This is a genomic window from Pseudoalteromonas sp. D15MCD-2, assembly GCF_038562745.1.
Classification (GTDB): domain Bacteria; phylum Pseudomonadota; class Gammaproteobacteria; order Enterobacterales; family Alteromonadaceae; genus Pseudoalteromonas.
This window is the reverse complement of the sequence record NZ_JBCFQE010000001.1, coordinates 2,817,610-2,840,261: the sequence shown is the minus strand read 5'-3', so window position 1 is coordinate 2,840,261 and position 22,652 is coordinate 2,817,610. Positions and strand designations below refer to the sequence as shown.

General features: G+C 41.3%; 24 protein-coding genes. 13 read left to right on the top strand and 11 right to left on the bottom strand.

Going from position 1 to position 22,652, the window contains the following annotated elements:
- The first annotated feature begins 1 nt into the window (after position 1).
- Genes cobO through ung form a run of 3 tightly spaced genes read left to right on the top strand, consistent with a single transcriptional unit; the run spans position 2 to position 2,149 of the window.
- Entirely contained in the window at positions 2 to 601 is a 600-nt protein-coding gene (gene cobO / locus AADY36_RS13095) for a cob(I)yrinic acid a,c-diamide adenosyltransferase (protein ID WP_054562333.1), read from the top strand.
- Position 602: 1 nt separating this feature from the next.
- Positions 603 to 1,460: a cobalamin-binding protein gene (locus AADY36_RS13090; RefSeq protein ID WP_342409061.1), complete on the top strand. Its 858-nt coding sequence runs from the start codon at positions 603 to 605 to the stop codon at positions 1,458 to 1,460.
- Complete coding sequence (ung, locus tag AADY36_RS13085) at positions 1,457 to 2,149, top strand: uracil-DNA glycosylase (protein ID WP_054562331.1); 693 nt, start codon at positions 1,457 to 1,459, stop codon at positions 2,147 to 2,149. The genes AADY36_RS13090 and ung overlap by 4 nt, the downstream gene beginning before the upstream one ends.
- Here the strand turns inward: ung and AADY36_RS13080 are convergent, their stop codons facing one another.
- Both AADY36_RS13080 and tal read right to left on the bottom strand, forming a co-directional pair.
- A complete protein-coding gene (locus AADY36_RS13080) occupies positions 2,150 to 2,338 on the bottom strand; it encodes a DUF3545 family protein (protein ID WP_054562330.1) in 189 nt (62 codons plus the stop codon).
- Between the two features lie 185 nt (positions 2,339 to 2,523).
- Positions 2,524 to 3,474, bottom strand: a complete 951-nt coding sequence (tal, locus tag AADY36_RS13075) for a transaldolase (RefSeq protein WP_054562329.1) — start codon at positions 3,472 to 3,474, stop codon at positions 2,524 to 2,526.
- Positions 3,475 to 3,696: 222 nt separating this feature from the next.
- Here tal and yaaA point away from each other — a divergent pair, with 222 nt between their 5' ends.
- From yaaA to AADY36_RS13050, 5 genes are all read left to right on the top strand, one after another.
- Entirely contained in the window at positions 3,697 to 4,476 is a 780-nt protein-coding gene (gene yaaA, locus AADY36_RS13070; protein WP_342409060.1) for a peroxide stress protein YaaA, read from the top strand.
- A 129-nt stretch (positions 4,477 to 4,605) separates the two neighbouring features.
- Positions 4,606 to 5,541 carry a mechanosensitive ion channel family protein gene (locus AADY36_RS13065; RefSeq protein ID WP_342409059.1) on the top strand — a complete coding sequence of 312 codons (936 nt, stop codon included), beginning with the start codon at positions 4,606 to 4,608 and terminating at the stop codon, positions 5,539 to 5,541.
- A 163-nt stretch (positions 5,542 to 5,704) separates the two neighbouring features.
- Complete coding sequence (locus AADY36_RS13060; RefSeq protein WP_062566698.1) at positions 5,705 to 5,962, top strand: ribbon-helix-helix domain-containing protein; 258 nt, start codon at positions 5,705 to 5,707, stop codon at positions 5,960 to 5,962.
- Positions 5,949 to 6,236 carry a type II toxin-antitoxin system RelE/ParE family toxin gene (locus AADY36_RS13055; protein WP_342409058.1) on the top strand — a complete coding sequence of 96 codons (288 nt, stop codon included), beginning with the start codon at positions 5,949 to 5,951 and terminating at the stop codon, positions 6,234 to 6,236. The genes AADY36_RS13060 and AADY36_RS13055 overlap by 14 nt, the downstream gene beginning before the upstream one ends.
- Positions 6,237 to 6,323: 87 nt before the next feature.
- Positions 6,324 to 6,869, top strand: a complete 546-nt coding sequence (locus tag AADY36_RS13050; RefSeq protein WP_342409057.1) for a hypothetical protein — start codon at positions 6,324 to 6,326, stop codon at positions 6,867 to 6,869.
- A 236-nt stretch (positions 6,870 to 7,105) separates the two neighbouring features.
- Here the strand turns inward: AADY36_RS13050 and serA are convergent, their stop codons facing one another.
- The 5 genes from serA to AADY36_RS13025 form a co-directional block, all read right to left on the bottom strand.
- On the bottom strand, positions 7,106 to 8,335 hold the full coding sequence (serA, locus tag AADY36_RS13045) for a phosphoglycerate dehydrogenase (protein WP_055020642.1): 1,230 nt from the start codon (positions 8,333 to 8,335) through the stop codon (positions 7,106 to 7,108).
- Between the two features lie 14 nt (positions 8,336 to 8,349).
- Positions 8,350 to 9,003: a ribose-5-phosphate isomerase RpiA gene (rpiA, locus tag AADY36_RS13040; protein ID WP_054554255.1), complete on the bottom strand. Its 654-nt coding sequence runs from the start codon at positions 9,001 to 9,003 to the stop codon at positions 8,350 to 8,352.
- 54 nt (positions 9,004 to 9,057) lie between these two features.
- The gene (locus AADY36_RS13035; protein WP_342409056.1) at positions 9,058 to 9,654 is read right to left on the bottom strand and encodes a 5-formyltetrahydrofolate cyclo-ligase; all 597 of its coding nucleotides are present in this window, start codon (positions 9,652 to 9,654) and stop codon (positions 9,058 to 9,060) included.
- A 13-nt stretch (positions 9,655 to 9,667) separates the two neighbouring features.
- Positions 9,668 to 10,234 (bottom strand): hypothetical protein, encoded by a 567-nt coding sequence (locus AADY36_RS13030; RefSeq protein ID WP_239962711.1) that lies wholly within the window; start codon positions 10,232 to 10,234, stop codon positions 9,668 to 9,670.
- Between the two features lie 118 nt (positions 10,235 to 10,352).
- Entirely contained in the window at positions 10,353 to 11,870 is a 1,518-nt protein-coding gene (locus AADY36_RS13025) for a S10 family peptidase (protein WP_342409055.1), read from the bottom strand.
- Between the two features lie 244 nt (positions 11,871 to 12,114).
- Between AADY36_RS13025 and AADY36_RS13020 the strand changes: the two genes are divergently transcribed.
- The 5 genes from AADY36_RS13020 (at position 12,115) to mrcB (ending at position 17,845) form a co-directional block, all read left to right on the top strand.
- Complete coding sequence (locus AADY36_RS13020) at positions 12,115 to 13,344, top strand: diguanylate cyclase (RefSeq protein ID WP_054562322.1); 1,230 nt, start codon at positions 12,115 to 12,117, stop codon at positions 13,342 to 13,344.
- 181 nt (positions 13,345 to 13,525) lie between these two features.
- Positions 13,526 to 13,864 carry a P-II family nitrogen regulator gene (locus tag AADY36_RS13015; RefSeq protein WP_054554260.1) on the top strand — a complete coding sequence of 113 codons (339 nt, stop codon included), beginning with the start codon at positions 13,526 to 13,528 and terminating at the stop codon, positions 13,862 to 13,864.
- 9 nt (positions 13,865 to 13,873) lie between these two features.
- The gene (locus tag AADY36_RS13010) at positions 13,874 to 15,103 is read left to right on the top strand and encodes an ammonium transporter (RefSeq protein ID WP_054562321.1); all 1,230 of its coding nucleotides are present in this window, start codon (positions 13,874 to 13,876) and stop codon (positions 15,101 to 15,103) included.
- A 161-nt stretch (positions 15,104 to 15,264) separates the two neighbouring features.
- Entirely contained in the window at positions 15,265 to 15,426 is a 162-nt protein-coding gene (locus AADY36_RS13005) for a YqaE/Pmp3 family membrane protein (RefSeq protein WP_082401591.1), read from the top strand.
- Positions 15,427 to 15,517: 91 nt separating this feature from the next.
- Positions 15,518 to 17,845 (top strand): penicillin-binding protein 1B, encoded by a 2,328-nt coding sequence (gene mrcB / locus AADY36_RS13000; protein ID WP_055020644.1) that lies wholly within the window; start codon positions 15,518 to 15,520, stop codon positions 17,843 to 17,845.
- Positions 17,846 to 17,950: 105 nt separating this feature from the next.
- Here mrcB and hemL read toward each other — a convergent pair whose 3' ends face one another.
- The 4 genes from hemL to AADY36_RS12980 form a co-directional block, all read right to left on the bottom strand.
- A complete protein-coding gene (hemL, locus tag AADY36_RS12995; protein ID WP_342409054.1) occupies positions 17,951 to 19,231 on the bottom strand; it encodes a glutamate-1-semialdehyde 2,1-aminomutase in 1,281 nt (426 codons plus the stop codon).
- Between the two features lie 72 nt (positions 19,232 to 19,303).
- Complete coding sequence (locus AADY36_RS12990) at positions 19,304 to 20,320, bottom strand: aspartate carbamoyltransferase (protein WP_054554265.1); 1,017 nt, start codon at positions 20,318 to 20,320, stop codon at positions 19,304 to 19,306.
- A 104-nt stretch (positions 20,321 to 20,424) separates the two neighbouring features.
- Positions 20,425 to 20,859, bottom strand: coding sequence for a CopD family protein (locus AADY36_RS12985; RefSeq protein ID WP_054562318.1), 435 nt, complete (start codon positions 20,857 to 20,859; stop codon positions 20,425 to 20,427).
- A 20-nt stretch (positions 20,860 to 20,879) separates the two neighbouring features.
- Positions 20,880 to 22,562 carry a chloride channel protein gene (locus tag AADY36_RS12980; RefSeq protein ID WP_054562317.1) on the bottom strand — a complete coding sequence of 561 codons (1,683 nt, stop codon included), beginning with the start codon at positions 22,560 to 22,562 and terminating at the stop codon, positions 20,880 to 20,882.
- Between the last annotated feature and the right edge of the window lie 90 nt (positions 22,563 to 22,652).

Here is a 22,652-nt window from a genome sequence, read left to right as displayed (position 1 = left end):
AATGAGCGAACAGAATCAAGATAAGCACCAACAACGCCAGCAAAAAGTAAAAGAAAAAGTCGACGAACGGATTGCTGCTGCACAAAAAGAGCAGGGTATTTTTCAGGTTATAACTGGCAACGGTAAGGGAAAATCGACTTCTGGGTTTGGTACTGTCGCACGTGCGGTGGGTCACGGAATGAAAGCAGCTGTGTGCCAGTTTATTAAAGGCACATGGGAGTGTGGTGAGCGCAACCTACTTGAAAAAGCAGGGGTTGAATTTGTTATTATGAACACCGGTTTTACTTGGGAAACACAAAATAAAGAGTCAGATACTGCTGCTGCGCAAGTGACATGGCAAGAAGCGAAAAGAATGCTGAAGGATGAGTCGATTAACCTCGTTATGCTAGACGAAATAACCTATATGATCACCTACGGCTATATTGATTTAGACGAAGTGCTAGAAGCAGTTAGCTCTCGTCCTGCTATGCAATCGGTGATTATTACAGGTCGTGGTGCGCACCGCAAACTAACCGACTTAGCTGATACAGTCAGTGAAGTCAGAAACGTAAAACACGCTTTTGATGCAGGAATAAAAGCGCAAAAAGGGTTCGATTTTTAACATGAGAACCATCAAGTTTGCACTTTTAGGTTTTTTATTTTATTTACCTGCATTGGCTCAGGCTCATGAAATTAAAGAGCCGCAGCGTATCGTTGCCTTAGCACCGCACATCGTTGAAAACCTATTTGCGATTGGAGCAGGAGAGCGCATTGTCGGTACCGTTGACTATGCAGATTTTCCTCAGCAAGCGAATGATATCGAACGGGTCGGCGGCTATTACGGAATTAACATGGAAAAACTGTTGTCGTTAAAACCAGACCTAGTTCTGGCTTGGAAAACGGGTAACAAAGCCGAAGATCTCGCTTACATTGAAAAATTAGGTATTCCGGTAGCGTACAGCAATCCAAATCAGGTTGATAATGTGGCTGATGAACTACGTAAACTAGGCACGCTTACGCATTTGCAAACCAAGGCAAATAAAGTAGCTAAAGAGTTTGAAACTAAACTCGAAGCTATTCGTACAGCGCAAGAAGGCAAACCGAAAGTGTCGGTGTTTTATCAATTATGGCCTGAGCCGATGATGACAGTTGGTGGAAATACTTGGATCAATCAGCTATTAACTATTTGTCATGCGGATAATGTGTTTGCTAATAGCGATACAGACTACCCGCGCATTAGTATTGAAAATGTATTGGTTGCCAATCCAGAGGTAGTGATTATTCCAGATGAAAAATCGAAAAAGCCTCAGCCTAAAATTGATTGGCGACAATGGCCTGAATTACCAGCGGTACAGCATAACCAGTTTATTAGTGTAAACGCAGACTTATTGCACCGTTTTACAACCCGTATGCTTGATGGTTTAACTGATATGTGTGGTAAAATAGATGTTTCTCGTCAGCAAATACAGGCTTCAAAATGATCGATTGGCAAACATTTCTAGATACCGAGCTTGCTAAGCCCTACATGCAAGAAACCTTGCAATATGTGGCCGATAGACGCGCAGCAGGCGTTACCGTTTATCCGAAAGACGAACAGGTATTTTCAGCTTTTGATGCTACACCTTTAAATGAAGTTAAGGTGGTTATTTTAGGCCAAGATCCTTACCACGGAGAAGGGCAAGCCCATGGTTTGTGCTTTTCGGTATTACCAGAGGTTAAAAAATTACCACCGTCTTTGAAGAATATGTACAAAGAGCTGGCAACTGATATCGATGGTTTTGAGATCCCTCATCATGGCTATTTGCAAAGCTGGGCTGAGCAAGGCGTGTTCTTACTCAACACGGTATTAACTGTTGAGCAAGGGCAAGCTCATTCTCATAAGCACCTTGGTTGGGAAAAATTTACTGATACAGTAATTGCGCTTATTAATCAGCACTGTGACGGTGTGGTGTTTGTGTTATGGGGGGCACATGCTCAGAAAAAAGGTAAACACATTGATACCTCGCGTCATCATGTGATCCAAGGCCCGCATCCATCACCGCTTTCTGCACATCGTGGCTTTTTTGGTTGTCAGCATTTTTCAAAGACAAACCAGCTACTTACTGATCAAAATAAAGCGCCAGTAAATTGGTCGTTGCCGCAAATGCAAAAGGCCCTTGCGGGCCTTTAATTAAAAGTCTAATTCATCAAGCTCAATGCTGTCTGTGAAATAGTCTAACTCCTGTAGTTCTTTGCGAAGTCTATGCTTGTCTTTCAAAGCTTCGATTTCGCGCCATTTTCTCTTTTTATTTTTTGTAGAGGTCTTTTTTGTTTTACTAGGACCTTCTAATATTTCTAAAATATCGTCTAGGCTATCCATGAACTTCTCCTATTGATTTTTTGAACCTCGGAAATACCTATACCACAGGCTGCTCAAAAATAGAATAAAAAAGTGACAATACTGTTACAGAAGTGTGATTGATAGATGAATAGATCAAAGGATTAGTTATTTTAGAAACAAAAACGCCACCTAGCGGTGGCGTTTAAAAAATGCTGTAATTTGAATTACATTGCTTTAAAGCGTGCTTCTAATTCAAGCTGTGCTTGTGCAAAAGAGCGAATACCCTCAGCAAGTTTTTCTGTCGCCATAGCATCTTGGTTATGTAACCAACGGAACTGGCTTTCAGTTAGTGGTGCTGGTTTTTCTTCAACAGTAAAGTCGCTCTCTAGTAGGTACTCTTGTGCATCCGTTAATTGGCCTAACTCCTCTAAAAGACCTGGGCTAATCGTTAACTTATCACAGCCAGTAAGTGCGATGATCTCGCCTGTGTTACGGAAGCTTGCGCCCATAACAACTGTTTTGTAATCGTGGCGTTTGTAGAATTCGTAAATGCTACGTACAGATTGCACGCCTGGATCGTTTAGCGGATCAGTTGGTTTTTCCATACCGTTAGCAACGTGCCAGTCTAAGATACGGCCAACGAATGGTGAAATTAAAAATACATTTGCATCGGCACATGCGCGTGCTTGTGCTTCAGAGAATAACAGCGTTAAGTTACACTTAGTGCCTTCTTTTTCAAGCTGCTCAGCGGCTTTGATACCTTCCCACGTTGATGCAACTTTGATTAGGATTTTATCTTTGCTAACACCTTCTTTTTCGTAAAGGCTTAGTAAAGTGTGGGCTTTATCGATAGTCGCTTGGGTATCAAATGATAAACGTGCGTCTACCTCTGTTGAGATATAGCCCGGTACGATTTCGCTAATTTCTTTACCAATTAATACAGCAAAGTAATCACATGCTAACTCAAGTTGTTTAGCTGCATCTTGCTCGGTTTCTTTGGCATATTGCCACGCTTTATCTAAATAAGGCTTATACGCTTCAATTTCACTGGCTTTTAAAAGTAGAGATGGGTTTGTTGTTGCATCTTCTGGTTGGTGCTTTTTGATAGCTTCGATATCACCTGTATCTGCAACAATAGATGAATGCTGTTTAAGCCTTTGTAGTGCTGAAGTCATTTGCTTTCCTCATTCCAAGCAAGTTAAAAGAAAATCCATTATAGCGGCCTTTATGCTGCAACACTATGACAGTGTTTAATAGGTCAAATGTCCTTAATACAGAAAACTAGAACATTATGTATGAAAAGAACAGCGGATAAAGGCAGGACGAAACAAAACGTGCATTTTGATTCAATTAATGTTGAAATTGACATCAAACAAATTACAAGTCAATAGCTAAGTATGATCACTGTTATTTCACCTGCAAAAAATTTAGATTACGAAACACCAGCCACGACCGATAAATTCACTCAACCTGAATTACTCGAGCACAGCGAAGAGTTAATGTCAGTTTGCCGTGATTTAACACCAGCGCAAATTGGTAGCCTAATGAAAATCAGCGATAAACTAACTGGTTTGAATGCGGCACGCTTCGCCGAGTGGTCACAGCCATTTACCCAAGACAATGCAAAACAAGCCGTGCTAGCCTTTAATGGTGATGTATACGGTGGCTTAGATGCGCAAACTCTAAGCGGTGCTGATCTTGATTATGCACAGTCGCACTTACGTATTTTGTCTGGCCTTTATGGTGTGCTTAAACCATTAGATTTAATGCAAGCTTACCGCCTTGAAATGGGCACTAAGTTAGAAAACCCACGTGGTAAAAACTTATATGAGTTTTGGGGCAGTGTTATCGCCGAAAAGCTAAATACAGTGCTTGCTGAGCAAGATAGCAAATACTTGGTAAACCTTGCTTCGAATGAGTATTTTAAAGCGGTTGATAAAAAAGCATTAAACGCACAAATCATCACTCCACATTTTAAAGACTGTAAAAACGGTCAATATAAAGTGATTAGCTTTTATGCGAAAAAAGCTCGCGGCATGATGGCACGTTACATCATTGAAAATAAAATCACCCAATTAAGTGATTTAAAAGATTTCACTGTGGCGGGTTATTACTTTAGTAGCGATGCAACAACAAAAGAATTAGAGCCTGTTTTCTTACGAGAAGAGCAGAACTAATTTTTTAGTAAAATGAATTAGAAGAGCCGTGCTTAGCACGGCTTTTTTATGGTTTTAATACTCTAAATTAGAAATGGCGTTCATCTTGCTAAGTACTTTGTTGAGCAATTAATTCAACAAGGTACAAAAATGTTAAAAATTCCGACAGTAAGTGAAGCCGAAAAGCTGATAGAAGAAAAACTCGGTGGCTGGGTTGATATCATCATAAGCCATATTCCAAACTTTATTGTCGCAGTAATTATTACTATCGTGTTTTCATTGCTGGCGCGTATCGTTGGGTCAATGCTCAGAAAGCTATTACGCCGCTCGTTAGAGTCATCGCAAATAGCAGACTTAATGTCATCGATAGTAAAAGTCATCGTGTTATGCGTAGGCTTATTTGTAGCCCTTGATTTCTTGGGTCTTAGAGGCACTGTCACCTCATTACTTGCTGGTGCTGGTATCGTAGGTCTTGCAATTGGTTTTGCCTTTCAGGACATGACAGAGAACCTTATAGCGGGTATTGCCATGGGTATTCGCAAACCATTTAAAACAGGTGATGTAATCCGCACCGAAAGCGTGTTTGGTACCGTTAAGGCGATTAACCTTAGAAATACCCTCATTGAGAACTTTTATGGGCAACTTATCTTAGTGCCTAATAAGATTCTATTTAGAAATATACTCAGTAACTACAGTACCTTAGGTGTGCGTCGTATCGAAGTGCCTGTAGGTATTTCGTATGCTGACGATCCAGAACAAGCCGCTGAGGTGATTGTTAAAAAAATCAATGAGTTTGATTTTGTGATTAAACAAGAAGAAACCGCCGTTTACGCCGAAAGCTTTGGTGATAGCAGCGTTAACTTACTAGTTTGGTTTTGGATTAAATACCCCGGCGAAGCAGATTTCATGACCGTTCGCCACAAGGCTGTTGTGGCAGTTAGAAACGCTCTAAGCGAAGCTGACATGACCATCCCATTCCCAATCCGCACGTTAGATTTTGGCATCAAAGGCGGCGAGAAATTAAATGCCATGATAAGCGAAAAGCACCAAGATAAAGACGCTGAGGCACCGCAAACCGATGAGTAAAATTTACTGACTCATCGGCGTGATTTACACAGGGAAGTGTGTTTGAGGTGGGGGGAGGTTAAGTAAATGTATAGTTGATTACTAGCACCAATAAGCTAAGCTTGATTGTAGTAGTACAAAGTAGGATTATATCTGGATTTGATCTGCTTAAGATGAGTAAATTATGGCGATGGTAAAAAAAAGTATCACTGTGACTGCCCAACAAGAAAAATGGATGCAAGCACAGCTCGCTTCAGGAAATTATGCGAGTGACAGTGAGTTACTTAGAGATTTGATTAGAAAAGAGCAAATGCGAGCTTCTGAAATTGAAGCTATTCGTATGAAATTGATTGAAGCAGAGAAAAGTGGGCTCTCAGATAAATCACCAAATCAAATGTTAGCTAGTTTCAAGGAAGAAGCGAGTAAGGATGGAAAGTTATAAACTTAATATTCAAGCCGAAGCTGATTTGAAGCGAATTTGGTTTCGTGGTTTGGAGCAATATGGTGAAAATCAGGCTGATGCTTATATTTATAAGTTTTTTGATCGTTTTGAGCAATTGGCAAAGCAACCTTATTTAGCACCAGCAGTCGATGAAATTAGGCAAGGTTATCGACGAGCTGTTTGTGGTATTGATAGCATTTATTATCGCATTCAAGGTGGTAATATAGAAATTATGAGAGTATTAGGCAGGCAAGACATTCAAGCTAATCTTTGAATTGGCAATGTATAATCAATTTAACTTCAGACATAACATAATATCGACAGGCTTTTTGTTTAATTCAGTAACCCGTATAGATTTTCTATGACTGCTAATTTATTTGTTATGGCTTTATCAAATCTATCCAGATCGAAGGAGTCGTTTTGGGGTATGAAGTATTTTTCAATTTTTTTGATTTTAATTTCGCTTGTCGGCTGTAAGTCCACACAAAGCACTATCGAATATACTGACCCTGGGTTTTATCTTGAACCCGTTTTAAAACTGAAAGTTGTTCCAACTTTCTCAAACCCTGTAATATATGAGGTTACAAGTGTAAGACCTTATCAGCTATTAACTACAGTTTATGAAGGGTCTGGTGGCTATAATTGGAAAGGCATTAAGTCAGAGAAGAGTGTTGAGTTAACTGAAGGTGAGTATTCAAGCTTATTGTTAATGCTTGAAAAAGCATTGGAGTTTCCAAAAGATAAAACGCGAGGTGTGGATGGAGACACTTGGATGCTGGAAAGCTCATTGTATCAATATACCGCTGTAGCTTTTTGGGAGCCTGAAGTTCAAACCGGTGAGCGAGGACTTGGTAGTTTTGTAAAGTTAAAAGAATTTCTTGCGCATCTAAGTAGTAAAATTAAGTGAAATACTGATAGTTACATGTTTAATATAGTTAAAGTGTAGTGGCCTTTCTTAGGCATAACTTTTCGCGCGAAATAAATTTCACGCCTACATTAAAGTATTGCACCCTCACAACAGGTATGCACAATCGGCTTATCGCTGACAGCTTAAGGCTTACAGCTTTGTTAAATTTTTTGTCCTACAAAAAAGCGCAAGCAGTTTAACTGTTTGCGCTTTTTATTTATTTGTTATATCAAAGATTAGTGAAGGATACGTGCTCTGATTGTACCTTCAACAGCACTTAGCTCTTTAAGAGCGACTTCAGATTGGTCTGTATCGACATCAATTACAACGTAACCAATTGATTCGTCAGTTTGTAAGTACTGGGCTGCGATATTAATGCCGTGCTGTGCAAACGCTTGGTTAATTTGCGTTAGAACACCTGGGCGGTTGTGGTGCACGTGTAATAAGCGGCTGCGGTTTGCAAGCTCTGGCAGTGATACTTCAGGGAAGTTAACTGCAGTAATAGTTGAACCATTATCTGAGTACTTAGCAAGTTTGCCTGCTACTTCAATACCGATATTTTCTTGTGCTTCTTGTGTTGAACCACCAATATGCGGAGTCAAAATCACGTTATCGAACTCGCGCAGCGGTGATACGAACTCTTCATCATTTGATTTTGGTTCTACAGGGAACACGTCGATTGCAGCGCCGCTCAGCTTTTTATCTCGAAGTGATTCTGCTAATGCATCGATATCAACAACAGTGCCGCGAGAAGCATTGATCAAGATGGCGCCTTGCTTCATTACTTCAAGCTCAGCCATACCAATTAGGTTCTTCGTTTGCGGTGTTTCTGGTACGTGTAAGCTAATAACGTCAGCACGTTGTAGTAACTGAGTTAGGTTATGAACTTGTGTTGCATTACCCAGCGTTAGCTTGTCTTCGATATCGTAAAACTCAACGTTCATACCGATATTTTCAGCCATGATACCTAGCTGTGTACCAATGTGGCCGTAACCAATAATACCTAACGTTTTACCACGTGCTTCAAATGAGCCGTTGGCAGATTTTAACCAACCACCGCGGTGTGCTAGGGCATTACGCTCTGGAATACCACGAAGTAATAATAAGATTTCACCAAGTACTAATTCTGCTACAGAGCGTGTGTTTGAGAATGGTGCGTTAAATACCGCAATACCACGTTCACGCGCACCTTGTAGATCGACTTGGTTAGTACCGATACAGAAGCAGCCGATTGCGACTAGCTTTTCAGCTGATTCTAATACCGCTTCATTAATATGAGTGCGAGAACGAAGGCCTACAAAGTGCACATCTTTAATGCGCTCAATGAGCTCGTCTTCAGGTAAGGATGTTTTTACGTAATCAATATTACTGTAGCCATTACGCTTAAGCGTTTCTACAGCACTTTGGTGCACGCCTTCCAGCAAGAGAATTTTAATTTTGTCTTTTGCTAACGATACCTTACTCATATCCTCATTCCTATTTACTTTATTTGCGGCCCATTTTTGGTGCCGATAATGACTTTATCTGCGCCGCGATGGGCAAATAAGCCGTTTGTTACTACACCAACAATCTGGTTGATTGTTAGTTCTAATTCTTTGGCGTTGCTGATATCTAAATTGTGCACGTCTAAAATGACGTTACCGTTATCTGTTACAACACCTTCACGGTAAACAGGGTCACCGCCTAGTTTTACTAGTTCACGAGCTACATAGCTGCGTGCCATTGGGATTACTTCAACCGGCAGTGGAAATGCGCCTAATGTTGTAACTTCTTTAGATTCATCAACAATACAAACAAATTGTTTTGCTACCGCTGAAACGATTTTCTCGCGTGTCAGCGCTGCACCACCGCCTTTGATCATCTCATTGTGTGGATTGATTTCGTCTGCGCCATCAACATACACATCAAGGCTTGATACATCGTTTAGTTCGAATACTTCAATACCCAGTGCTTTTAACTTTTCAGTTGAAGCCTCAGAGCTTGAAACCGCACCAGTAATGGTGTCTTTTACTGTATCAAGTGCATCAATAAAGTGATTCACTGTAGAGCCTGTACCTACACCAACAATGGTATTTTCGTTTACAAACTCTAGGGCTGCCCAGGCAGCGGCTTTTTTTAATTCATCTTGCGTCATAATTATGTGCTCAGTTAGCTGTCAGAGAGGGCCTATAGTATACAAACAGTTTGCTTACCATTGGTAGATTTTCTCTGGGGTTATAATGTGTTTTAACGGTACATCCCACGATTCAATTGGCAATGCTGAAACATGCTGACATTGATGGGCAAGGCCTATCAAAATCGGTTTTTGCCAGTTTTCTTGGTAATACCGAGCCAACGTTTTGTCATAAAACCCACCGCCCATTCCTAAACGGTTACCTTGATCATCAAATGCCACTAATGGCATAAGTAAAATATCAAGCTTGTCTAAAGGGCATATTTGACTGCAATTTAACTTGGGCTCCAAGATACCATAGCGGTTTGCAGTCATGGGTGAATTTTCTTCATACCTCTGAAAGTATAAAGTTGTGCCATTGAAGGGGTGGATAATAGGCAGATATAAATGCTGCTCTTGCATCCATAATTCTTTAATTAACAATGAAGTGTCTAATTCGCCATCATTGCTGATATAAATGCCAATATGGGCGTTTTTAGGTGTTTTTAGCGATTTTAAGTGTTGAGTAAAATTCACTTTTAGCGCAATTGCTGCATTTTTTTGTTGTTCAACAGTCAGTGAATTGCGCTTTTTTCGAATAGATTGTCTGATTTCTGCTCGTGTGTTGCTCATGTCAATATTAGTGTTAACTTTCTAAAAAGGAGAAAAGTTCAGGGAAAAGCTCCACTACACCCAAAATGATCAATAACACAATGACCATTGCAATAAGCGAATAGAGTAGGGTATTTGAGCGTTTTTTAACAGGCTCTGTTAATTCGTCTTCAAGTAGCAAGTCATCTTCTTGCCAGCTATCGTCGCTATCAGCAACGCTGTTATTTTCAAGCTCAGGTAAACGCTGCTCTAAGTCATCAAGTTTTTCTTCTAGCCGAATAAGACTACTGGTGATGTAATCGAGGGCATCAAAAATACGTTCTTCACGCTCTTTGGCCTGTGCAGCTGTATTGTCTGATTGGCTGCTGGTGGCTGCTTGGTTAATCGGTTGGAGCTTGGCTTTAATGCCAACACTGGCGAGTAACTTTGCTTGTTTTAGTGCTTTATCTTGCTCGCTTGGTGCAAATAATGGCTTATGCTCAAACAGGGTCGCAACTTTGTCTTTTGTTGTTTTTAGTTTTGCAGCTAGTTGTTCTGTTGCTTGTACTTGGTCGACACCGGCTTCAAGCCCTGCAAACATTACGCGAAATTTTTCTGCCATTTGCTGATTATCCAAATCCTTAAATCAATGACTTGAGTATATACCCAAAAAGATTAGTGGAAAAACAAAAGCCCGTATAAAACGGGCTTTTTCTATTATGGTTTTGCAAATACGCTGTTTAGTATTTTGCTGCTTTGCCTTCGGCTGGTAGTGATTTCAGGATGAAATCACGTAAGTCATTATTTGATGACTCTAAATCTGCATGACGTAAATACATCATGTGACCACTGCGATAGCCTTTAAAGCTTAAACGATCTTTCATTTTGCCACTTGGATCTAACTGCCACATTGTGTATTTAGCATCAAAGTAGTTTGTTGCACCGTCGTAGTAGCCAGATTGAATCATCACGTTTAAGTATGGGTTTTGTGCCATTGCTAAACGTAAGTTTTCACCTGTGTTGTTGCCTGAGCGATCCCAAGGGTGAACATTACCAAATAGGTTATATTTGATATCGGTTTTGTAGTTAAGCTCTTCACGTAGGTAATAGTTTATCGCTGGCGTGAATGAGTGTAACCATGATGTAAGCTCAGCCCAGTAATCAGGTGACTCACCTGCATCACGTTTGTCGATACCTAAATAGCGAGAATCTAAACGGCCCACAGTTTGGCCGCGCTCGCGTAATAGCTCTTTCCAGAAGAAGTTATTTGGAATATCAAGGTTATTTTGCTCAACAAACTTTTCAGATAAACCTGCGTATTTTGCTGCTTGCTTGATGATTGCACGTTTTTCATCAGCAGGTAAGAAACCACCTTTAGCAATTGCAGGTAAGAACTTGTTCACGGTGAACTGTTCAACTTCAGGGAGTAACTCGTCTAACTCTTTTGCTTGTAAGTCTGCGCTAAGGGCTTTGTGGTACCAAGCGGTTGCTGCAAAGTAAGGTAGGCGGTTAGCAGCTTCTACAGGGCCTTCACGTTTAATACCAATTTCAGTTGGTGATACTAGAATAACGCCGTTGATATACATCCATTGGCGATTTTGTAATTCGTGAGCAAGACCAGAAACACGAGTCGTACCATAGCTCTCACCAATTAAGAACTTAGGTGAACGCCAGCGCTCGTTGCGAGAAACAAAGGTATTTAACCATTCAGCTAAGTATTTGATGTCAGCGTTAACACCAAAGAACATTTTTTGTTGGTCTGACTTACTTGGCAACTCACCTTTTTCGTTTTCAAGAACGCGCGAGTAACCGGTGTTAACTGGGTTGATATAAACAATATCAGCCACGTCTAAAATTGAGTAAGGGTTATCTTTTACGCCATAAGGTTGAACAGGGTAACCTTCGTCATCAATTTTTAATACACGTGGTCCAGTATAGGCAAGGTGCATCCATACTGACGCAGAACCTGGGCCACCATTAAACGAAAAAACTAAAGGACGTTTTGTTCTATCGTCTACTTTATCGCGGGTATAATAAGTATATTGCAGCGTTGCAACGGCATCGCCTTGCTCATTCCAAACCGGTTGTGTACCTGTGGTTGCGGTATATGAAAAACGCTCACCATTAATGCGGGCTTTGTGCTCTGTTACCACTTTGCTGTCAACGTCAATACGACGTCCGTTATCAGCAAAGCTTGGAGTACTGAAGGTCAGTGTTAGTGCTGTCACTGACAAGCCAATAAAACTAACTAGTTTCATGTTGATTCCTTATTATTCGAATTGCAGCTATTAAAAAGTAAAGCAAACTCGATGACAAACTAATGAGACTAGTGACCAATATTAGCTGTTAAACAGAAAAATAACTGAAAATGCTGAGCTGGTTACAAAAAAGTGCATTTTTTTAGCAAAGATATTTTGCTTAATTATTTAGCTAGATTAAAAAATGGCGTATATTTAGCGTTTTTATAATCTGTGTACACGTGCTTAAGAAAGAGAAGTTGCAATGCAAAGAGTATTAGTAGTTGAAGACAGTAAAGTAGTACAGCAAGTGTTACGTCACCTCGCTGCTCACTATTTAGATGTGGCTGTCGACTTTGCGTGGTCTTTAAAAGAGGGCGTCTCTTTAATTTCCGAGCACGATTACACCTTGGCTTTAGTCGATTTAACGCTACCTGATGCGATGAATGGCGAAGTAGCTAAATACACCTTATCAAAAAACATCCCGACCGTTGTTCTAACATCAAAAATTGATGAATACATTCGCCAGCAGATGTTAGAGCTTGGTGTGGTTGATTACGTGGTTAAAGATAACCGCGACTCATACCATTATGCGATCAAACTTGTTGCACAATTACTTAGAAACGATGGTAGCAAAGCGCTGGTGGCTGATGACTCAGTACTAAGTCGCACTTTGATGAAGCAAATGCTCGAAAAGCAGTTGTTTGATGTACGCGATGCTCAAGATGGTGAACAAGCACTACAAATGCTTAAAGACGATCCTGAAATCAAGCTGCTTCTTACGGACTATGCAATGCCAACAATGGATGGTTTTGAGCTCGTTAAAGCGGTGCGTAATTTCCGCGGCCGTGATGATTTAGCTATTATCGGTTTATCAGGTGCCGGTAAGCATGGTTTATCGGCGCGTTTTATTAAATACGGCGCTAACGACTTTTTAACTAAGCCGTTTATGAATGAAGAGTTTCATTGCCGTGTTATGCAAACCATGGAGCAGCTTGCTTTAATAGCCGATATAAAAGAAAGCGCATACCGCGACCATTTAACTGGCTTGTATAATCGTCGTTATTTTTATCAATACGCAGAAAAACTGCTTAAAAATGTTGAGCAAGAAAACGTATTGGCTTTGCTTGATATCGACTTTTTTAAAAATGTGAACGACCAGTTTGGTCACGAGGCGGGTGATCAGGCGCTAAAACAAGTGTCTTCATTTTTAAAGACTAAGTTTGATGACTTCACTATCGCGAGAATCGGCGGCGAAGAATTTGCCGTGGTACTGCATAATATGGACTTAGCTAAGGCCGAATCAAGGCTCAATACCTTCAGAGAGCAGTTAGCAAGCCATGCCTTTTCAATTAACGGTGAGCCTTACTCATTAACCATGAGTATTGGTATGACTCAATTCCAAAAAGTATCGCTTACAGCTGCGATGCGCATTGCTGACAAGGCCTTATATCAAGCCAAACAGCAAGATCGGAACTGCTTAGTTAAACTATAGTTGTGCTAATTGCACCAGCGCTGGTTAATTGTTAAAAAAATGCACCAATAGGGTGCATTTTTTTTGTGAAAAAACCAATTTTTATTTTTAAGTTATTGAAAATAAGTAATAAAAAATAGTGGCACAAAGGTTGGATTGTATAAGCCAACAGGATAACAATAAGCGTCCGAAGGGGGCCACTATGAAAATGATTAGTGCAATAATAAAGCCATTCAAACTTGATGATGTACGTGAAGCATTGGCTGATTTAGGCATTGAGGGGATGACAGTTGTCGACGTTAAAGGCTTTGGCCGTCAACGTGGTCATACTGAGCTATATCGTGGAGCTGAATACCAAGTCGATTTTATTCCAAAAATCAAACTTGAAATTGCAACTCGTAGCGAAAATTGTCAACGCGTTGTTGAAACCATCACAAAAATTGCTTCAACAGGCAAAATTGGTGACGGCAAAATTTTTGTTTACGACTTAGACCAAATCGTTCGTATCCGTACGGGCGAACTTGATGAAGAAGCAATTTAAGGGGGAATTATGGAAAACACTATCGTAGAGTTGAAGTTCTCACTCGACACTTTTTACTTTTTAATGTCGGGTGTTTTAGTAATGTGGATGGCGGCTGGTTTCGCTATGCTTGAAGCAGGTTTAGTTCGTGCAAAAAATACAACAGAAATCCTAACTAAAAACGTTGCACTATTTTCTATTGCCTGCACTATGTTCTTATTAGTGGGTTACAACATCATGTATGTTGATAACGCAGAAGGTGGTTTCATCCCTTCATTTGGCGCATTAATCGGCACTCAAGCTGCTGATGCGGATCACTCTTTAGAGTCTGATTTCTTCTTCCAAGTTGTGTTCGTAGCAACAGCTATGTCAATCGTATCTGGTGCGGTTGCTGAGCGTATGAAGTTATGGGCATTCTTAATTTTCACTGTTGTTTTAACTGGTTTCATCTACCCAATCGAAGGTTACTGGACTTGGGGCGCAGGTTTCTTATCTGAAATGGGCTTTGTTGACTTCGCTGGTTCTGCAATCGTTCACGGTGCAGGTGCTGCGGCAGCGCTAGCTGGTGTACTTTTCCTAGGTGCTCGTAAGGGGAAATACGGTAAAAACGGTGAAATCTACCCAATTCCTGGCTCTAACTTACCGTTAGCAACTCTAGGTACATTAATCCTTTGGATGGGTTGGTTCGGCTTTAACGGTGGTTCACAGCTACTTGTTTCTGACGCTGAAAACGCAACAGCGGTTGGTAAAATCTTCTTAAACACTAACGCAGCAGCAGCGTGTGGCGCAATTGCAGCACTATTCGTATGTAAAGTGTTATGGGGTAAAGCTGATTTAACTATGGTTCTTAATGGTGCACTAGCAGGTCTAGTAACGATTACTGCAGAGCCTGCATCTCCAACGCCATTACTTGCTTGTTTACTTGGTCTATTAGGTGGTTCACTGGTTGTATTTAGCATCGTTGCTCTTGATAAAGCGAAAATCGATGACCCTGTAGGTGCTATCTCTGTACACGGTGTGTGTGGTGCACTAGGTATCATGTTAGTACCACTTTCAAATTCTGATGCAACCTTTGTTAATCAATTAATTGGCTTAGTATGTATCTTAGGATTTGTGTTCATCGCGTCATCAATCGTATGGGCAATCCTGAAAAATACCATGGGTATCCGTGTTACCGAAGAAGAAGAACTAAACGGTATGGATCAACATGATTGTGGTATTGATGCTTACCCTGAGTTTGTATCAGTTCGCAGTAACTAATCTTGGTGCGTGCAAATAGCACGCCCATAACAATATCATTGTGTGTTCAAAACAAAGCTCTACTTAGGTAGGGCTTTTTTGCGTTTAAATAAGTCTTTTCTGATAGGCGAAATCGCTATTTTTTGACTATGCTTAATGTTCATTTCTAACAAGGAAAAACGATGGATAACAAACTCTTGCTTATAATTATTTCGCTATTTTTACCGCCTGTTGCGGTATTCTTAAAAGCGGGCGCAGGTAAAGACTTAGTGATTAACATTATTCTATGCTTTATCTTCTTTATACCTGCTGTGATCCACTCACTCTGGTTGTGTACACGCTAAACGAGTTTAAGTGACTGTTAATTTTACAGGTGTTAATATTGCGCTGTTCAAGGCGTAATCCTGTAAAATTAACTGACCAATAGCGAACTCAATGGCTGATAAAAAAACTCCTGCAAAAAAATCGTCTAGTAAACCGAAGGCGACATCAAAAAAAACTACCGCTAAGCGCTCACGCGCACCTCAAGGGCCAGCTAAAGCTAGTGTATTAAGAAAACTTTGGTCAATTTTTTGGAAGCTTTCACTTGCTGTGATTGTTGCCATGGTGCTGTATCTAATTTATTTAGATGCAAAAATTACTCGCCAATTTGAAGGCAATAAATGGCAGTTACCTGCACAAGTGTATGCTCGTGCAATGAGCTTTTATCCTGGGCAGTATTTGTCTCAGCAAGAGGTTATTTGGGAGTTAAACCGTTTAAATTACTCATCTGTAAACAAGCTAAGCCGAACTGGCCAGTATGTTAAATCAGCTAACAGTATTAAAGTGTACCGCCGTGAATTTGAATTTTATGATGGCCTTGAAGATTCACAAGTGATAGAGCTGCGTTTTTCAGGGCAGAAATTAGCAACTATCAAAGATAAATTTGGTCGTCGTTTAAACAGCGCTCGATTAGAGCCAGTTCAAATAGCTCGCATTGGTAATGATTCAAAACAAGACCGCGAGTTTGTGCCGCTAGATAAATTTCCGCCGATGCTAAAAGACACTTTACTAGTGGTTGAAGATCGTAATTTTTATCAACACCATGGCGTATCTGTGTGGTCAATTATGCGCGCTTTATACAGCAATATTAAAGCCGGACGTACAGTGCAAGGGGGCAGTACCTTAACCCAGCAATTAGCAAAGAATATATACCTTACCCGTGAGCGTTCTCTGGTGCGTAAGTTTAATGAAGCGCTTATCGCCTTGATATTGGATTACCGCTACAGCAAAGATGACATTTTAGAAGCTTACCTCAATGAAGTGTATTTAGGTCAGTCTTACAATCAAGGCGTTCATGGTATGGGCCTTGCCGCTGAGTTTTATTTCTCAAAGCCTGTGGATGAGCTTGAATACGACCAAATTGCGCTTTTAGTGGCTATGGTGAAAGGTCCATCGTATTACAACCCACGTCGTTATAGTGAGCGCGCAATGGAGCGTCGTGATCTAGTACTGCGCTTAATGGTTGAAAATAAATTGATTGATACCCGTGAATATCGTGCGGCATTAAAGCGACCAATTGATATTGCACCAATGAAAGACAGTCTGCAAAAGTCGTATCCGGGTTACTTAGAATTAGTTAATCGAGAATTAAAGCGCCTGCTACCTGATCAGCAAGTGTTAGATGCCGGGGTGCGTGTATTCACCTATTTTGACTTACAAAAGCAAACGGCCATGGAAGAGTCGATTGAGGCAAGTTTACCTTATCTAGAAAGACGCCCTAAAACAGAAGAGCTTGAAGCGGCGATGATCTCTGTTAACGTTGAAAAGGGTGGGGTGTCGGCATTAGTTGCGGGCCGTGACGTACGTTATTTTGGTTTTAACCGTGTGCTTGATACCAAGCGTAATATTGGCTCACTCGTTAAGCCTGCCGTTTATTTAACGGCATTTGAAAGTGGTCAGTTTAATGTTGCTACGTTGGTGGATGACTCACCGCTGCAAGTGACTAATGAGCAGGGGAAAGTATGGCAACCAGAGAACTTCGACAAGCAGTTTCGCGGCCCTATGCCACTATACAAAGCATTTAGTAACAGTATAAATATTCCTGCGGTTAACACGGGCCTTGATGTTGGGGTTGATAAAGTAGCTGATACCTTGAAGCGTTTAGGTGTAGAAGGGCGAATTGATCAATATCCATCATTGTTATTAGGCGCTCTTGAGCTTTCAAGCTTTGAGGTAGCGCAGCTTTATACAACCCTTGCTGCTGATGGTCAGTACCGCGAATTAACGTCTATTTCAGCACTGACAGACTCAGTAGGTAAGGTGCTTTATAAACATGATGTCAGCTCACAAAAACGTTTTGATGATGCATCAATCTACATGACTAAGTATGCAATGAAGCGCGTGACTAAAGATGGCACGGCTAAACGCCTAAATGCTCATTTCCCATCAATTCAGCTTGCTGGTAAAACAGGCACCAGTAATGACTTACGCGATAGTTGGTTTGCAGGTTTTGACCAAAACACCGTGACTGTTGCATGGATTGGTCGCGACGATAACAAGAGCACAGGTTTAACAGGAAGTGTTGGCGCACTAGAAGCTTACATTCGTTACCTTAAGCCACTCAACCCTGAAGCCATAGCGGATACTCGCCCTGCTTCTATTCGTTGGGCCTTTATTAACGAAGAGACTGGTCTGCAAGCGCCTCCGGGTTGCGGCAAAGTAGTGCAGCTACCTATACGTGCCAGTGAGTTTGAGCCTAGACCAACTTGCGTTAGAGATTAATAACACCAACTCGCATTAATACTTAAATAAACGAATTGGCAAAGAATAAAAAAAGCCCCAGCATTGAAAAATGCTAGGGCTTTTTATTAACTTGCTTAACGCTTATTAAAGCTTCGCGAATGCGCGCTCTGCGGCAGCAATGGTGTCGTTGATCTCTTTTTCAGAGTGCTCAGCGCACACAAAGCCTGCTTCAAACGCCGAAGGAGCTAGGTAAACACCTTCTTCTAGCATTAAGTGGAAGAACTTCTTGAAGCGCTCTAAATCACACTCAGTCGCTTGTTGGTAGCTAGTTACTTTTTCTTTATCAGTAAAGAAGAAGCCGTACATACCACCTGCGTAGTTTGTTGTAAGTGCAATGCCTGCTTTTTTCGCAGCGGCTTCAAAGCCTTCACAAATTGCTTTGCTCTTTGCTTCAAGTTCATCGTGCAGGCCTTCAGCACTTAATAGCTCTAAAGACTTTAAGCCAGCAGCCATGGCAATTGGGTTACCTGATAATGTACCTGCTTGATAAACTGGGCCAACAGGTGCGATGTAATCCATGATTTCTTTCTTACCACCAAATGCACCCACTGGCATACCGCCACCAATCACTTTACCTAAACACGTTAGGTCTGGTTTGATGTTGTAGTAAGCTTGTGCGCCACCTAAAGCAACACGAAAACCTGTCATTACTTCATCAAAAATAAGTACAGATTTGTATTCATCACACACCTCACGTAAACCTTCTAAGAAGCCAGGTACAGGTGGAATACAGTTCATGTTGCCAGCAACTGGTTCAACGATGATACAAGCGATTTCGTCAGCGTATTTTGCGAAAATTGCTTTTACTTCATCAAGTTTGTTAAACGACACAGTTAATGTGTGCTTAGCAAAGTCTTCAGGAATACCCGGTGAGTTTGGTACACCCATAGTCAGTGCGCCTGAGCCTGCTTTTACTAGTAGTGAGTCAGCATGACCGTGGTAACAGCCTTCAAACTTTAAGATTTTGTCACGGCCAGTGAAACCACGTGCTAAGCGAATTGCACTCATTGTTGCTTCAGTACCTGAGCTTACCATACGTACTTTTTCGATTGATGGTACTAGCTCTTTTACTTTTTCGGCCATTAAGATTTCAGTTTCGGTTGGTGCACCATAACTTAAGCCATTTTCTACGGCTTCTAATACCGCTTGCTTAATAGCTGGGTGGTTATGACCCATGATCATTGGTCCCCATGAACCAACGTAATCGATATAACGGTTACCATCAGCATCAAAGGTAAAAGGGCCTTCAGCTTTAGTGATGAATAAAGGAGTACCGCCAACGCCATTGAAGGCACGAACTGGTGAGTTAACACCGCCTGGGATTGATTCTTGCGCGCGATTAAAAAGATCTTGGCTAATTGTCATGAATAGTCCTATTGGGTTGTCACGTTAAATGAGTTGGTTTGCAAGGGCTCAAAGAGCCCAAAACGAAGCAAGTTAGCTATTACGTTTACGGCTAAACCAAGGCACGTCGACTTCATATTGCTCAACTTTGTCGGCAACATCTAAGGTTAGAGCAAACAACGCCATGCGAATTAACACGCCATTTTGCACTTGGCGGAAAATTGCTAGGTTGTCGTTGCTATTTAAATCGTTATCTAGCTCGTTTGCTTCTAAACGGCTATCACGAGGAAGTGGGTGCATCAGTACTGAGTTAGGCTTACAGTGTGCGTTGTAAATTGCCTGACTGATACGGAAACCACCACGGTATTTGTTAGCTTCTTCTTGTGAAGGAAAGCGCTCTTCTTGGATACGGGTTTGATAAACAATATCGGCGGCCAAGTTGCCTTCCATTTTATCTACTACTTGAATTTTATGACCTGCGTTATCAACAGCATCTAAAATGTAGTCTGGCATTTGTAAGCCATCAGGTGCCACCATAGAGAATTTAACGTCTTTATAATGACAAAGTAATTTAGATAAAGAGTGCACAGTACGGCCGTATTTTAAATCACCTACTAGGGCAATATGCATACCGTCGATACTTTGGTTGAAACGACCTAGCTCACGTTCAATCGTTAATAAGTCAAGTAAGGCTTGTGTTGGATGCTCATTCGGGCCGTCACCGCCATTAATCACTGGCACGTCACACCCGGTGGCAAACTCAGCAACAGAGCCTGCGTCAGGGTGGCGCATTGCGACTGCATCTGCATACGCTGAGATAACGCGAGCGGTATCATACAAAGATTCACCTTTTGCTAGCGCTGAGCTTTGCATGCCCGTTGTTTCACGAACTAAACCACCTAGTAAGTTAAATGCAGTACCAAAACTTACGCGAGTACGCGTGCTTGGTTCAAAGAACAAGTTCGCTAAAATTGCGCCCTCTAAAACATTGGTGCGCTTTTGCTTTTTAGCATAAGGCTCCATTTTCTTAGCAACTGCAAAAATACGTTCAATACAATCTCGATCAAGCTGATTGACCGACAGGATATTTTCACCTTGGAAACTTAGCATGGGGTTTGTTCCTAATCACATTTATAGGGCGCTGGCACTCGGTATGGGAGGCCGCATAAATTTGCGCAGTACTATAGCAAATTTTTAGCGTACACAGCAGCAAATTATAAGTTAGGTTTAATAATTGCCAGTGCCACTATAGCTAAAAGGATGAGTACCGGAACTTCATTAAAAATACGGTAAAAGCGATCGCTACGTGTATTGCGGTCATGCTTAAAGTCAGCCAGTAATTTAAAGCAATAGCCGTGGTAGATATAGAGAATAATCACTAGCACCAGTTTGTAGTGCAGCCACATGCTGTATCTAAACCAATCTCGACCATATTCAAAAATGGTCAGTACGCCAAACACCAATGTTAAAACAGCAAACGGTGTCACAAAAAACAGTAAGCGGCGTTCCATTACTTTCAGCATTGAGTTACAGGCTTTTTCTTCACTCATTGCGTGGTAAACAAAAAGACGTGGCAGGTAAAAAATACCGGCAAACCAAGCAATCATAAAGAATACGTGGAAGGTTTTATAAACTAATAGCGCAGTCATTTAAGCATCCATTTTAATTGTTATAACAAACTGTTGCGAATGGTAAGGATATGTCTGATTTGGTCCCAACGCAAAAGGCCCATAATCTGTTGGTTATCAAGCAGGTTGTAAATATATACCGCACCGCTGCGTTTATCTTTTAATAAGTCAAAAGCATCGGCTAATGTTGCTTGGCTACTAAGGCCGGCAAGGCTGACATATTTGATATTACTTTCTTGGTCAGACATCAGGCTTAAATCATATTCTGCAAGACGATAGCCATTCTCTTCATCATGAACAATCAGCGGGGTTTGGCTATCAAGGGCATCGAGCGACTCTTTAATTTGTTGTTTGTCGTCACTGTAAAGCAGCTTGAATTGCTCATCCATTTCATCCATCACACCTACTTTTTGTAATGCTTCGGTAGCTGGCGATATTTGATATTCAAGCCCTTGGAAATCAAGTTGTTGCATGAAAATAGAGCGGTTACCAAAAAACTGCAACGCCGTGACATAAGCCGTTGAGATCACCAACATGGCTGGCACAATGATCTCGGGGCTTGAGGTCAATTCCATAACCGTAGTGAGAGCTGCCAGCGGGGCATGTAATGTTGCTGCCAATAATCCTGCCATGCCAAGCATGCTATAGGTACCTGTGATATCAACACCCGGACTAATAAACTGCGCGAAAAAGGCCATTAAGGTGCCCATTAATACCCCAAGTCCAATAACAGGGCCGATGATCCCACCTGGAATACCTAAACCAATGGCAAATAAGGTGGCGAGTAATTTAGCAATCAAGATGGTAGTTAAAAACTGCACATCATCTGGTGATTCAATAGCAATAGTGATAGCACTCATACCAGAGCCCATTGCATGAGGAACCATATAAGCAATTAAACCAGCTATTAATCCTGCTAGTAATAGACGAGGGAACATACTTAGTGGTTTGAAGGTACGGATTATAAGCATCAAGTTTTGGTTAAATGCATAAGCAACAGCGCCAAGTGCCATACCAAAAATGATTAAAAATGGGTAATGCCAACCACTCAATGGGTTCATGGTGATAAGTGCAAGCTCTGAAGCGTCACCAAAGACAAATTGAGTGGCTAATGCGCCGGTAACCGCTGCGAGCATAATGGGCACGAAAATATGCACCTTATACTCCCTCAGTACCACCTCCATGACAAAGATAACGGCTGCAAGTGGGGTGTTAAATGAAGCAGCAATACCAGCTGCAACACCACAACCGGTGAGGGTACGCATTGCATTGTGCGGAAGGTGTAGTTTATCGGCCAGTAAACTGGCACCCGTTGCACCCATATGTACTGAGGGGCCTTCTCGACCGACCGAAAAGCCACTAATAAGGGCTAATGCACCGCCGACAAATTGGTTTACCGTGTTGTAAAGCGGCATATGGCCATAATGTTTTTTAATACGGTGAATTACAAATGGAATGCCAAGACGATAATGCTTAAAGCCTGTTAGGGCGGCGAATAAGGCAATTAGTAAGGCTGCACCAACTGGCAGTATCATCCGCTCATAGGTTGGTAAAGTGGTGAAGTCATCAGGCTTATCTAAAAATAAGCTTTGAAAAAACATGATTGTGAGGCGAAAAAGTATGATCAACACTGCCGCAATTAACCCTGCACTTACACCAAGTAAGCACAATTGCACAGATGTTTTAGGCTTTGCTAGGCGACGTCTTAGTCTCTCAAGCCACATGCATATTTCCTCACAGCACTTTTGAGCCGCAGTTTAGCAAATCAAATTAACTAAGTCGTTGGGATTTTATAATTTTATCTGCATTTTGGG

Coding starts and splice junctions, on each gene's coding strand:
- AADY36_RS13080 (WP_054562330.1), bottom strand. CDS start 2,338: ATGGATAGCCTAGACGATATTTTAGAAATATTAGAAGGTCCTAGTAAA.
- AADY36_RS12980 (WP_054562317.1), bottom strand. CDS start 22,562: ATGTGGCTTGAGAGACTAAGACGTCGCCTAGCAAAGCCTAAAACATCT.
- hemL (WP_342409054.1), bottom strand. CDS start 19,231: ATGACAATTAGCCAAGATCTTTTTAATCGCGCGCAAGAATCAATCCCA.
- AADY36_RS13015 (WP_054554260.1), top strand. CDS start 13,526: ATGAAAATGATTAGTGCAATAATAAAGCCATTCAAACTTGATGATGTA.
- ung (WP_054562331.1), top strand. CDS start 1,457: ATGATCGATTGGCAAACATTTCTAGATACCGAGCTTGCTAAGCCCTAC.
- cobO (WP_054562333.1), top strand. CDS start 2: ATGAGCGAACAGAATCAAGATAAGCACCAACAACGCCAGCAAAAAGTA.
- AADY36_RS13030 (WP_239962711.1), bottom strand. CDS start 10,234: ATGGCAGAAAAATTTCGCGTAATGTTTGCAGGGCTTGAAGCCGGTGTC.
- AADY36_RS13090 (WP_342409061.1), top strand. CDS start 603: ATGAGAACCATCAAGTTTGCACTTTTAGGTTTTTTATTTTATTTACCT.
- AADY36_RS13020 (WP_054562322.1), top strand. CDS start 12,115: ATGCAAAGAGTATTAGTAGTTGAAGACAGTAAAGTAGTACAGCAAGTG.
- AADY36_RS13025 (WP_342409055.1), bottom strand. CDS start 11,870: ATGAAACTAGTTAGTTTTATTGGCTTGTCAGTGACAGCACTAACACTG.
- AADY36_RS13050 (WP_342409057.1), top strand. CDS start 6,324: ATGACTGCTAATTTATTTGTTATGGCTTTATCAAATCTATCCAGATCG.
- serA (WP_055020642.1), bottom strand. CDS start 8,335: ATGAGTAAGGTATCGTTAGCAAAAGACAAAATTAAAATTCTCTTGCTG.
- yaaA (WP_342409060.1), top strand. CDS start 3,697: ATGATCACTGTTATTTCACCTGCAAAAAATTTAGATTACGAAACACCA.
- AADY36_RS13060 (WP_062566698.1), top strand. CDS start 5,705: ATGGCGATGGTAAAAAAAAGTATCACTGTGACTGCCCAACAAGAAAAA.
- tal (WP_054562329.1), bottom strand. CDS start 3,474: ATGACTTCAGCACTACAAAGGCTTAAACAGCATTCATCTATTGTTGCA.
- AADY36_RS13065 (WP_342409059.1), top strand. CDS start 4,606: ATGTTAAAAATTCCGACAGTAAGTGAAGCCGAAAAGCTGATAGAAGAA.
- AADY36_RS13010 (WP_054562321.1), top strand. CDS start 13,874: ATGGAAAACACTATCGTAGAGTTGAAGTTCTCACTCGACACTTTTTAC.
- AADY36_RS13055 (WP_342409058.1), top strand. CDS start 5,949: ATGGAAAGTTATAAACTTAATATTCAAGCCGAAGCTGATTTGAAGCGA.
- AADY36_RS13005 (WP_082401591.1), top strand. CDS start 15,265: ATGGATAACAAACTCTTGCTTATAATTATTTCGCTATTTTTACCGCCT.
- AADY36_RS13035 (WP_342409056.1), bottom strand. CDS start 9,654: ATGAGCAACACACGAGCAGAAATCAGACAATCTATTCGAAAAAAGCGC.
- AADY36_RS12985 (WP_054562318.1), bottom strand. CDS start 20,859: ATGACTGCGCTATTAGTTTATAAAACCTTCCACGTATTCTTTATGATT.
- AADY36_RS12990 (WP_054554265.1), bottom strand. CDS start 20,320: ATGCTAAGTTTCCAAGGTGAAAATATCCTGTCGGTCAATCAGCTTGAT.
- rpiA (WP_054554255.1), bottom strand. CDS start 9,003: ATGACGCAAGATGAATTAAAAAAAGCCGCTGCCTGGGCAGCCCTAGAG.
- mrcB (WP_055020644.1), top strand. CDS start 15,518: ATGGCTGATAAAAAAACTCCTGCAAAAAAATCGTCTAGTAAACCGAAG.